The sequence below is a fragment of the Saccharicrinis sp. GN24d3 genome (genome assembly GCF_052400645.1).
Taxonomy (GTDB): domain Bacteria; phylum Bacteroidota; class Bacteroidia; order Bacteroidales; family Marinilabiliaceae; genus Saccharicrinis.
In genome coordinates this window covers 393,753-407,041 of sequence record NZ_JBQTGI010000003.1, presented here as the reverse complement: position 1 = coordinate 407,041, position 13,289 = coordinate 393,753, and the positions used below count along the sequence as shown (strand labels likewise).

Annotated in this window: 6 protein-coding genes; all 6 read right to left on the bottom strand. The window is 41.1% G+C overall.

The genetic code is table 11. The features are described 5' to 3' along the window. Nucleotides 1-856 precede the first annotated feature (856 nt). The 6 genes from ACT29I_RS05905 to ACT29I_RS05880 all read right to left on the bottom strand — a co-directional run bounded on the left by ACT29I_RS05905 (nt 857) and on the right by ACT29I_RS05880 (nt 13,188). Nucleotides 857-1,063, bottom strand: a complete 207-nt coding sequence (locus ACT29I_RS05905; RefSeq protein ID WP_444792921.1) for an alpha-L-fucosidase — start codon at nt 1,061-1,063, stop codon at nt 857-859. Between the two features lie 389 nt (nt 1,064-1,452). Beyond that, a complete protein-coding gene (locus ACT29I_RS05900) occupies nt 1,453-4,128 on the bottom strand; it encodes a hypothetical protein (RefSeq protein WP_444792920.1) in 2,676 nt (891 codons plus the stop codon). Nucleotides 4,129-4,393: 265 nt separating this feature from the next. After that, on the bottom strand, nt 4,394-6,019 hold the full coding sequence (locus tag ACT29I_RS05895; protein ID WP_430931290.1) for a sulfatase family protein: 1,626 nt from the start codon (nt 6,017-6,019) through the stop codon (nt 4,394-4,396). Nucleotides 6,020-6,380: 361 nt separating this feature from the next. After that, nucleotides 6,381-8,315: a hypothetical protein gene (locus ACT29I_RS05890; RefSeq protein ID WP_430931289.1), complete on the bottom strand. Its 1,935-nt coding sequence runs from the start codon at nt 8,313-8,315 to the stop codon at nt 6,381-6,383. Between the two features lie 220 nt (nt 8,316-8,535). Then, entirely contained in the window at nt 8,536-10,320 is a 1,785-nt protein-coding gene (locus tag ACT29I_RS05885) for an arylsulfatase (RefSeq protein WP_444792919.1), read from the bottom strand. 390 nt (nt 10,321-10,710) lie between these two features. Then, a complete protein-coding gene (locus ACT29I_RS05880) occupies nt 10,711-13,188 on the bottom strand; it encodes a glycosyl hydrolase family 95 catalytic domain-containing protein (protein WP_444792918.1) in 2,478 nt (825 codons plus the stop codon). Nucleotides 13,189-13,289 lie beyond the last annotated feature (101 nt).

Below are 13,289 nucleotides of genomic sequence, written 5' to 3'. Positions count from 1 at the left end.
CTTGTTAATTCTTGGATAGAAGAAAAAAAAAAATTACATTTGTATTAAGGTTATTACAAAGGTAAACCGCATCAGTTTTATTTAGATTGTTAAACTCAACACTACATTAAAACCGAGTTAAGTTGTTTGTTCTAAAGGCGGGCCTCACCTTCGGGTTATCGTTTACGATACGGAGGATTACTGCGGATCATATACACTCAAATCCTGTATACAGGAGTTTACATAGTCCATTAATTGATGCGGCCGGCATACAAAAAGGTTGTCTTACATAATTGTTAAGACAGCCTTTTTTTTATTCCATCGCAAATTTATATATCGTAGTCAGATCGTTTAAATCCTGTCCTGGCATTGTCAGATAAAACTCACCAGAAGTCAATTCCCATTAAACATGGACATCGGAACCCAACATGGTTACAATTTTTATGGGTGATGGAGGAATATTCCGGTGATAACCACCATCGCTCTCATAGAAATACGTTTGCCGGCTACAGGCCTACCCTAAAAGATAGCATACATCGCCTTTTTATCTTGGCAACGATAAACCGAACATCCTTTTTTGTGTAGTTGACAGTTGCGGACTGCCTGCCATGCGGTCCGTATCCCGTACTGGCATTGCCCTATCCGAAAATAGTATATGGTCGGGTACCATACTCCGCCTCACCGTGAACTTTTAGCCAAGCTTTTATTTGCTTTAACCCGGATTATGTATTGGAGGTCCGTCATCAGCATTGCAAGTAAAATAAAACAAGGCATTACTGAAACGAGGCATCACTTGTCTTGATTACTTTCGGGAGCATCGTTCTGGTGAGTTGAAGTGATGCAACGAAGTGTCTTGTTTTAAAGTAATTTCAATGTGTCATAGAATTTCTAATGCATATTGCGGGTTAAATATATCACGCTGTTCCTGGTTGATTACCCCATTGGCACGAGGAAAAACGTTGAGTAAAACGATACCATTTTTTCTCCAGACATCAATCATATTGCAAACCACTAAAGCCGCATCCTTGTATTGATGTCCTTTCACATACATACAACGGCTTTCTCCCGTTGTAATATCAGTCAACCATGGCAACTTTGGAATATTTTACCAACCATGATGCTCTAAAAAACATTCTCAAAAAGACACCAGAACGATTTACCTTATTTTACAGCTATCTTTAAGGCAAAAGGTAAAGAAAGGATCAACCTTACTTTAGAAACTATTATGGTAGTGCCTTTTTGATCAGTTTTTAACTTTCACCAATAATCCACAAATAATTTGCCACCGCGAATTATACTAATTTCGCCAATTAAATTGCTTGCGTAGATTGTAAATTATTGTTGTTTTGGATATCTGAAAACTGCTCGGTGACAACGCGTTTGTTGTCAAAACTCTTTATTCAAATCAAACTTAGCAATATGAGAAAGATACACCATACCGACCGTGTAATTCTTGTGGTATTTGTAATACCTTTATTCAACAACCATATTATACCCCGCAGGATAGACTTTCGTTTTTCCTTTTGGAAAGCCAATTTTCACCTGTTTATCCGCCGTATAAAATAATTTTCCATCCACCAATCGTAACTCCGCCGACACTTCACCCTCTAACGATTGGATGCTGTATTTACCTTTTTTAATCATTTTTCCTTTGCCCAGATACAAGTAATCAAAAACTCCGTTCTTTTCGGATACAATTCCGAACACACCTTGAAAGCTTGTTTTCTTTTCAGGTTCATAAACCTGATTATCAATAGAATTTACTATGAGCTGTTGTGTATTTTTATTAGATGTCACGGAAAGAGCGATAAAGCCGTCTGATTCTGCCACTTTGTAAATTTGATTGACAGATTTTTCCCCTTTGTTATACGACTCAAAAACGGCTACAAAAGGATGCAGTTTTGCGTTGTTTCCGGTCTGACGAATTATGGTGGCCGGCGTTAATTGCGGGCTTCTGTTTACCATGCCAGGCGTCACGTCCATCCGCAACGTCGTTGGCGGTGCATCCATCAAATAAATTTCACGGTTATCCTGCCCCATCATCCACATATCCACAATTAAGGCCGGTGAAACTTTGTCAACTGTCCAGGTGATGTTAAAATCCTGACCGTAGCTTGTTTTTCGAACATTCTTAAAGAATTGATATCCCTGCTGATAATGATTGCTGATACTGTCGACTCTATCTGTTTTAACTGCTTCTCCATTGGTACTTTTAAGCCACATCTTATCTCCTAAATTATGATGCAGATAATCATTGTCTTCTTGATCCGAGCGAAAAACATCTACATAATAACCCGTTGTTTCAGAGGTACGCACCATGGCAACCAATCGTCGCTTTTCTTCTGCCGACACATCCGCAAATGAACAGTATGGCGATGTAGCGGTTCTGCTATTCAATTCCTTTGATCCATCAACATAAGGATCCATCGCATTAATGGTGATATCACCCATTGTATAACCCGGGAGTATTGTATTTGAACCCGTAATGCTCCGGTGGTATTTTGCGTCAGAAGACCAATAAGACTCGTAAGCCGAAGCATCAGGTGCTAAAGCCCATCCATTACCATAAAACTGCATGGCCAAACCGTTATCAGTTAGATGCCCGCCTTTTTTTCCACCATATAGGGTAAACATCATCCCATTTTCTTCACTATTGCCATTTTTCATAATCAGGTGCCGGTGAAACCTGGAATAGGCAGCACGGTGAAATGGCAGCTCGCTTCCCGACTCCGGCAAAGGCTGGTACAAGCAAAGGCCTTTCCAATCGGTATTGCTGCGGTTATATTGTCCCGACTTCAAACCTTTACGAATTACCGTGGCCATTTTTCTGGCATTTTCAGGATCATTCTCCCAGGTATAATACGTTAACATACGGTCAAACACGGAGAATTCGGTAGGGCCACCGCGCATATCTCCGAACACCACTAAATTGCCCCGTGCATCTAACCAGGATAAATTGGCCATTGCAGCTTTTTGTAGAATCGGATTATCCCCGATAGTATTAATCCCCGCGTTGTACAATGGCATTCCAATATCCAACACGGCAGAGATCATTCCCGATGCATAACCCGGCGACTCCGGCCATAACCCAGTTACCTCACTAAAGTTCTTTAAAAAATCAGGCAATGCTTCATGGTAATCGGTTGTTATCCGAGTGTAATACGGTACATAATGCTCCTTGCCTTTTCCGTCCTGGTAATATTCATCAGACTCGAGCACCAGCATCGAAGGCACAATGTTTTTAAATCCATTCACATTCCAGTTACCGCGCTTTCCGCCTCGCACAAGTCCCAATTCAATAAAACGTTTAAACACAACACCGGCTACTTCCGTCACATCCTTATCCGTGACTGATAAATGTTCGGCTTGATTTGTTTTCAGATAATCAAAAATAAAATCGTAGGTTATAGCTGCGTGTATTTGAAGGAAATCATGAATCTGTTCATAGTCGTAATATCCCATGATCCCCCCGGGCTTATAACCACCCTGGCCTCCCGTAGATTCTTCGGGGTCGAGTGGTGGCTGCATGTAGTAGGTCCCTAACAGCCAGGCGTTGAATATATCAGCTGAGAATTTCGCATATTTCTCGTCCTGAGTCAGCCAATAGGCAAATGCCGATTTCTCTGCTAGCTGCAATATCTCCCTGTTGTTCTTGGTTATCATGTGCCCCGATTTTTTATATGGGACTTTAACCGGCGTTTTGTCATCGCTGGAACGGTCTATACCCAGCATATCACCTGATTCATTATAGGGGATACGGTCTTCAAGCGGTACATTGACGTAATTGTTCCAGGTTCTCATTCCCGGGAGGCGCATCGTTGGCACAGGTGCATTTCCCTCACCATAATCCCAGTTTTGTTTTTTGATATAACATTGCGTATATCGTTCTCCATCTTTCCAATACATGGCCAGACGAGACACGATCCACTCCGGATCGGTTTGATGTCGATCGACATATCCATCGATACTTTTCTTTAAATTTTGCCAGGACATTTTGGCCCATTCTTCATTCTCTATTTTAGCCAGAACCGTTTCTCTATCCTGATTTTTAACAAATAAAGATGGGTGATCCTGCGCTTTTATGAAGTGCCCATGCAGCAACAAGACAGCAACTAACATTAGGCTTTTAATTACAATATTTGATCTCATTTTTGTAATATATTTTTTGAAAGTTCTTTTTCTTCCATCATCCATGATGCCATATTTAAGGATAGCATCCTGAAATTAATAGGTTGTTAGAATTTAGACAATTGTCATGAGACAGTTTAACAGTACGCTAAATATCTGCACATTACAACATAAACCTAGCTATTTAACAACTTGGTGATATGGAACGTAAAAAATATTCACGAACCATTGTGTTTAAATTAAGCGAATTAGGGATAGCATCCCTTTTCGCCATTACTTTCTGCGATTAATGACTTGGTGTATCACGATTTAAGAAATCATGAATGTAAGTGCTGTCCAGCTCAGCTGAATCTTTATACTTAATGCGTAAATCCTTCAGTTGCTGTGTAAGTTCGATTACCACATCGGCATAAGCAGGATCGTCGTATACATTGGTCAGTTCGTTTATGTCCTTCTTTCTATCATATAATTCCCATTCGTCCACATCGTAATAAAAGTGGACCAATTTGTATTCCTCGGTTACTATTCCATAGTGTCTTTTTACCATGTGTACCGATGGGTATTCGTAATAGTGATAATACGCTGCTTTTCTAAAATTATCTGTATCTCCTTTAAATAGGGGAACCAGACTTTCACCCTGCATGTCGGATGGAGCCTTAACGCCTGCTGCCTCTAAAAAAGTTTGAGCAAAGTCAAGATTCTGAACCATTTGTGTATTCACCGTCTTCGGTTCAATTACTTCTGGCCAACGAACTAGCAGAGGCGTCTTAAACGATTCGTTATAAATAAATCGTTTATCAAACCAACCGTGCTCACCCAGATAAAATCCCTGATCTGACGTATAGACCACAATCGTATTTTCCGCCAAACCTTTTTCATCCAGATAGTCCAAAACAGTTCCTACACCTTCGTCAACAGCGGCAATGGTGCCCAGATAATCCTGCATATACCGTTGATATCTCCATTTCATCAACTCCTTTTTCGACATGTTTTTATAGTTTTTCCTAAATGCCTCGTTGATTGGTCCATAAACGGCATCCCATTTGGCTCGTTGTTCCGGATTTTGACGTCCCACTTCCCTGGCAAAGGCAGATTTATCCCAGTCGCAAGTTTCCGGAATTCCCAATTCGTCCATTAAAGCAGGTTCAATCTTAGAATCTCCGGCCCAATTCATATGTGTAAGCAGGTTCATCTCTGCTGTTTTTGCGGCCGTGCCCCTGCCTTCGTAATTATCAAATAGAGTTTCCGGTTCGGGAAAGGTTTTCCGGGTAAAGGTTTTATAATGCCTCTCGGCCGGCAGCCACTCGCGGTGCGGTGCTTTGTGCAAATAAAATAACATAAACGGTTTTTCTTCATCCCGTTCGTTATCCAGCCAGTTTAGGGTCATATCGGTAATAATATCGGTTACGTATCCATCTACCCTGACCGTACCTTCATTTTTTGTAATAAAATCAGGATTATAATATGCGCCCTGCCCAGGTAATATTTTAAATTCATCAAATCCTTTGGGGCTATTCCCAAAATGCAGTTTACCAAACATAGCGGTTTGATATCCTGCACCCTGCAATAACTGAGGGAAGGTTACCTGTGTGGTATCGAATGGAAAATAATTATCCGTTTTTCCATTGAGGTGACTGTGTTTACCAGTTAAAATTACCGCCCGTGACGGAGCACATATTGAGTTGGTAACACAGGCATTCTTAAAAATCATCCCTTCATTAGCTATCCGGTCGATGTTGGGTGTTTGCGTAAGCTTTTTCGAATAAGCGCTAATGGCCTGATAAGCATGATCATCCGACATCATAAAAATGATATTAGGTCGCTTACCTTTACTTTGCTTGCTCTTTTGTTTGGTTTGCTGACAACTTGCCAGTGCAATAAACAGAACTATTCCTACTACTAGATTTCTCAAAACGTTTATTTTAAAATTTTTCACAATTTTCTCACTATTCATCGTATCTTATTTATATTTTTAGGTTTTTATGGCACATACATCATCGTTATAAAACCGGGATGATGCATCGGCAGACTCGATCTTATAACCATCCATTTATTATGTGCTTCAAGTCATAACTACCACACCGTTGTATGGAATAATTTCTCACCATGACCACCAAACCTATGGTTTAATATCCCTTTGATAACGTTAACTGTATTCCATCCCTCCAAGTGGAATCCAGCTTCTTTACGATTCACTCTTTTAATAAAGTATGTAATTCTATCATAAAGCATATCAAGTGTTGAACACACTAAAGCCTATCTAAATTAACTCTTTATTCCCTTTTTACAGGAAGATACTTAACGGTAATAGAACCCGCACTAAGTTTATTATCAAAGTCGATTCCTATTCTGTATGAAGTTTTTCCGCTCCGGAGATGTTTTACGGGAACCACTTCATCTTTGATTTTAACGGCACCTCCTACCGAAGAAACTTCTACTTTTACTTTTTGGTGTTCTGATGTCATGACGACCGTATTGTTGTTGACCACCTCGTAAGCAACATTCACCATAATAGCCGTACCAAAAGTAACCGGAGCTGATGCTGAAAACTCGTCGGTAACCGTGATTGTACCTTTTCCGGTTTTATCGTTAACCATTGTCCTGATTAGGGTTTCCAACACTGGAATTTCATAAGCGGCCTTTAGGTCCAGGGTGATCTTGTCCTTGTTGTCTTCGAAACTAACTTGGGTTATTTTTCCGTTAAACTCGATACCCTTGGATTGCAAGGTATTGTTGATTCTAGGTACCGGATGCCCCCATGAGCTGCGTGCCGGGTTATTATCCGAAAAAGCACCTGCAATATAAGATGGTGCACCAATATCTCCCGAAATGTAATCCTCTCCCAATACCAATACATAACTTCCCACATCCATATGATTATGGTTTTCGGCGTTGTGCCCTGCTTTCATCGAAATAGAAAAAGGAACCTCCTGTTGTCCGCGGGAAATGACGATTCCCATATCGTCAAAATAGGTATAATCAGGCAGTGTTGCCTTGGTGTAGGGTGCGGTGTAGTCTTCTCCATCTTTCCAGATAATTAAATTTTGGACGCTTTCGTCCGGATAAAATTTAACCGGCTTTTTAGCACCATAATGTTTTGCAGCCATCACATAGGCAAAGTTGTCGTTATCCGCTTTTACCCTGGTTACCCCATCGGAAAATGGAGAATACATACCTTCATGTATTTGGAATCTCTCAGGAAAATTGGCCACGTTATTTAATTTTTCAGGTTCGTTGAAATGAATAAGGTCCACTTTTCCATCTGTATAGTCATCCAATATCTCTGCCAGATACAGGTAATGGCCAAAACCATAATTCCAGTAACCCGTTCCTTCCGAGCAATAACCATCCGCACCAAAACCAGAAAGATAGTAAACCATACTGTTTAAAGCACATCCAATAGCAGCAATGCGCTCTTTGTTACTTTTGGAAGCCACCATTGTTGTAAAAATCGTTCCGCTAGTACAAACCGAATTCCAGTTACTGGTGCTTCTTATCCAGCTATTGCTTTTGGTATCTTCTCCTCTACAGCTTCTTAAATAAGAATCAGTAATGCGCCATTGTAAATGCTCTGCGATTTTTGCATTTAACTCAGTAGGTAGTTTATCTTCCAATAAAGCATTGGCCATAGCTAAAACCAAGCCAAATTTTCGTGCTCCCAGGTCAATGGAAACGCGCTTGCCTTCCAACACACTGTTGTCGCGGTCGTCATGATTTGGGTGCATCCATGATTTCATGGCCAAGATGGAATCGGCATATACGCCAATCTGAGATAGAAAGCGTCCCCGGTTCTCTATACACTCGGCAATAATGTACCTCTCCAGCCTATCCATCGTTCTATAATATCTCGGCTTATAAATACCTCGGTTTCCTTCTTTATTGGCCCGACGGTAAATCTCGTCCGTTATAGGTACTTCAGGGGCTTTATCCAACTGCGACAGTGCTTCTTTCAGGTACTCCTTACCTTGTTCTCCCGCAGCCACCTTGTCCCAGTGGGCACGGTTGGAAATGGGAGGAGCTGGTTGGAATGCCCTATTGGGGATAACTTTTTCAAGCATTTCAATTTGTGCTGCTGTTGGATAAATAAGATCCGGGTTGGCAGCTTCCAGATAGGCATTGATGTCCAGTTTATCTGTCGGCGACTTTGGCGTGGTGCATCCGAATAATATACCGAACAGTACCATATATGTTAATAATTTGAATTTCATGCGTTTATATTTATTCACTTGTAGCATTGAACTCTCAAGATAATTTATTAATCACCAAATCTTTTGTATCCTAAAATGTTCATGCATACTTCGTATTTCATTCTCCAGTATGGAACATTAAATATTTCAATATTATATGGTCGTTTCATATATTAAAATGTTTCTCGCAAATCCGCAAAAAAACAAATTAATCCATGCGTGATATACACCTTATCACTGATTATAGTTTCTCAATATAAACGTAATACGCAGGATGAACACGTTTAGCTGAATCGATGAGCTGAGCTTCCATATCATATTTACCGGCTGGCACATTCACTTTAAATGTCACTTCGCTTTGCTCTTCTTCTATCTCAGCATTCTTGCTAATTCCAGCCACATAAAAACGTGCCTGGGTATAATCGTTTTTTACACTAGCCGGAGCCGTCCTATCCAGTTCAATCCTTTCAACCTGTGCGGGGAAGGTTGCGTTAATGGCATGGCTGCTCTCCCGCGGAAAACGGCGAAGCGTAATGTTGTATTCACCTCCCGTCACAAATTCTATTTTCCAGCTACCACCGGCTTGCTCTCCTTGAATAGCTCCGTTTTGATGCCACACGCCTTTGTAAGCCCCGATGATTAAATCGTGAGCGCTTATTTTTGTTGGATTTTCATGTGGTGTACCTACTTTGATGTAAGCATATTTTTCGTCAGCCCCCTCGTCAATAAACGATTGCCACCAGCGTTCATAACCCTCGGCCAAACGCCCGGCCACTTCGGGGTATTGCTCGATAACGTTGTTATCCTGACCTAAGTCATCTGTTATATAATAAAGTTCGTTCCCATCCACCAAACGCCAGTTGTCGTCCATAACCGTATACTTTTTATACTTAATCAGGTTTTGCTCGCGTTGGGTATCGATGTATAAAATCCGATTAGGCCATTCCGGATTTTCCCGGGTCATTAAGGGAGCCAGACTTTTACCATCCAAAGGTTTTACCGGATTGAAATCCAGGTCAAGCAGATCCACAAAGGTAGGAAGCAAATCGTAGCTGGCAGCCAGTTTTTCAATATCCTTTCCTCCCGTAAGCTCACCGTTTGGCCAACGGATAAAAAGCGGTACGCGATGGCCGCCATCGTACTGACTGCCTTTTCCTCCTTTTAGTCCGGCGTTGTAGGTTGAGCGGCCGGCAGATGTTCCATTATCTGTGGTGAAAATTAAGATGGTGTTATCAGTTAATTCCAGCTCGTCCAGTTTTTTCTCCAATCTTTTAAAGTTATCATCAACATTTGTAATCATACCATAAAAGCGAAGCAAACGCGAGTTTAATCCTTCGAACTTTTTGCCCCGATACATATCGTAATATTCTTTGGGCAGGTTATAAGGCCCATGAGGCGCATTGGTTGCAATGTAACAGAAAAACGGATTATCCTTATTCTTTTCGATAAAATTCAGTGCTTCATCAAAAAACACATCGGTACAGTAGCCTTCATATTTTTGCTCCTCGCCATTGTGCCAGTAGGTATCGTCAAAATAGTCATTCATCCAATAGTCAGGTCCCTGACCGATACCTCCGGCTCCATGGCGCACTACCTCATGAAAACCGCGGTCTTCGGGACGGTATGGATAGTTATCACCCAAATGCCATTTCCCGTACATGGCGTTGGTGTAGCCGTTACGTGCCAGCACCTGTGGGAGAATCACTTCGTCTTCCAGCAAAATGGATCGCCCCATAATGGTGTGGTAAACATTCACACGGTTGCAGTGGCGTCCTGACATAATTCCCGAACGGGTAGGAGCACAAGTAGTGCCAACGTGGTAGTTGGTAAACCGAATGGCATCATCGTAAAACTTATCAATGTTTGGGGTTTTAACGTAAGGGTTGCCCGTACAGGCTAAATCGCCCATGCCCTGATCGTCCGTCATGACAAAGATGATGTTTGGCTTTTGTTTGTCTTGTGCATCTAACATCAGTGGGGTTATCATGCATAAAACGAGAAGTAAAAATTGTATAGTCTTATTCATTGTCCGTATGTATTTGATTTCTTGTAAACTTAATTGCTATTAACCTGACCTTAACCGGGAAGTATTTGTCCATAAAACATATCCGTTTTTGTACGGTTATATAGTTTTGTTAAAATTATTAATATATCCCGCCCAATGTTAATTCAAATGTTGTGATTTTTAGTTAGAATGGTGCATAACAACACATTTGTTGCATGGATGCAACATTTATCCTAAAATTGACAATGGATCTTGCAAAATGTCAATTCGACGATGGATCCTGCTTGTTGCAGGAACCTCTGACACCTGTTAACAATGGGGATTTTTTTAAAATTTCTATTGCCGGATCTCTGCTTTTTATATTCTTAGAATATCTTTTTTACAGTGCCAATAATATTTTATCCGCCAGTATCACTTCCCTCCAAATGTCAACACGTACGTTTTCCCTTTTTCACTCAAAAAGGAAAGGGAGTCGGCCGCACTGCTTTGAAACTTTACAGCCTTACCCAATATGCTTTTCAAAGCAGCATCCGCAATGCCCTTATACTTGAGCCTGCATATTCCGCCACTTTTTGAAAAAACCTCAATGGATGTGGCCTTTCCATCCTTCCATATAACGGATGTCTCAAAATTACCCCTGGCCACTAAGCCCCTGTATTCACCACTGCTCCATGCTTTTGGAAGAGCTGCCAACGGTTCAATATATCCCTCGTGACTTTGGAGCAACATTTCTGCCACACCAGCCATGCATCCGAAATTGCCATCAATCTGAAAAGGTGGGTGTGTCGTCCAGAGGTTGGGCAAGGTTCTTTCCTTTATAAACTTTGAATAAACTTCGTGTGCTTTTTCTCCATGCCCAGTTCTGGCCCGTGCATTCATTCTGTGTGCCATTGCCCAGCCGGTTGTATTATTTCCTCTTAAATCCAGCGTCAGGATGGAAGCATCCATCCATTCCTTTGTGGAGGAGTTGATGAGTGTACCCGGATATAGTGCACAAAGATGAGAGATGTGCCGGTGTTGTTTCTGGCCAATTTCACCATAATACTGTTCTTCTCTAAATTCTTTTATCTGTCCGGATTGGCCAATGATGATCGGATCAAGTTTTGTAATTTGATCTTGTACAAGATCAGTGAATTCATCCTCGATATTTAGAATTTCAGCGACTTTCAACAAATCATTGTGGTTCTCCCAAACCAGTGCCTGGTCAAAGGTTGTGCCTGCTGTAATGTAATTATTTCCCTCCTGTTTTTGTTCCGGAGATGCAGATGGATACACCAGTAGCAGACTATCTCCATAGGGAATCAGCGTCTTAGATAAAAATCTGCTCATTCCCTTAATTGCCGGATAGGCCGTTTTTAACAGAAAAGCGGTATCCATTGTAAATTCATAATAATCCCAAAACATTTTAGTGGTCAGAGCGCCCGTTCCCGGACCGGAGTGACCACCTGGCCCTACAATTTTATGAGGTGTTGTTCCTGTACCAATTGTCCAGCCATTATCCAGGCTGTCTGTTATCAAAGCCTGGGGATTATTTTTCCTCAGGTATTCGGTAGCCAAACTTTTGGCTTTAGGAAGATAAGCTTCAAAAAATTCCACGTATGGTGTAAATGTTTCAGCCAGATTGGTATTAAAGGCACCCCAATAATTCATCTGTACATTGATATTGTGCCAAAAACCGCCCGTAAAAGGGGTCACCTCATATTGGCTCCATACGCCTTGCAAGCCACATGGCAGGGCTCCCTTGCGGGAAGTAGAGATCAATAAATACCTTCCATAATGAAACATCAGCTCTTCCAAATAAGGATGGTTTGTCCCTGATTGATAGTTTTGCAACAATTTTCGGGTCGTTACTTTGGGCGTTTCTGTATAAAATGACAGTTGCACCCTTGAAAACAAAGATTTGTAATCCTTCAAGTGTGTAGCTTTCAGTTGCTCAAATCCCTTTTCCGCTGCAAACTTGATCCGATTAGATACCTTGTTATGAGGCAGATTTTCCGGATTCAGTTTTTTATGGTGTACATCTTCTAAAAAAAGTGTCTCACTCAATTCATAATTCGTAGCAGCTGCTACTAACAATACCACACTATTGGCCTTGGAAACAGATATTTCTGATTTATCTCCATTCTGAGAAGCTGTCAGTGTCCCTCCTTGGTTAATGACTTTGATCTGTCCCTCATAGTTCTCGCTGAAATGATCAATAAAACCCGACAGGGTGATAAGATTGTTATTAACATCCATCTGACCGGTCCTTGAATTTTTCTGCGTGGAATCTCTCAGGTACGGTATTTCCGGTTTGAGGGTAAATGAAATTTTGCCTTTTTTGCTGGCACTCAACCTGATGACCAATATATTATCCGGATAACTTATAAAATGTTCCCTTTTATATGCAACCCCATCATGGGTATAGTGCACATAAGCAATAGCTTCGTTGATATTGACGGACCGACTGTATTTTGAAGGGTTTTCATGATTGAATTCAAGGTTAATTTCGGCGAAACTGGTTAATCCTCCAATACCATAGAGCCCCTCATTGGCCAGGGTTTTCTCCGTAAGCTGTATTCTTTCCATATCTGTTCGCCCAAATATATTGGCGCCCATAAAGCCATTACCTATGGGGTATGAATGAAGTTCCCAATCCTCGTCGTAAGGATATCCCCGGGCTTTCTTAATATTAAAATCGGCGCCCCTGTTTGGCGCAGGCCGGTCATCCCATATTTTATAAATTCTTGCAGATGGAATATTCCTTTGCAGTATTTCTCCAGATTCATTCACCACATCAACGGAACTACTGTTAGAGTTGCTTTGCTCTTGCCCCTTAACGGGTTGTGTAGTATTTAGTGCAATACTGACAAATAAACCGACAATGTAAATGGATTTGAGTAGACTCATCTTTATTTATACCTTTATTTTTCTATTAAATATACCGCTGCAACGGATTTACCCATATGAGCATTATATATGTTTTCCCGATGAAATTCAACTAAGTAAGT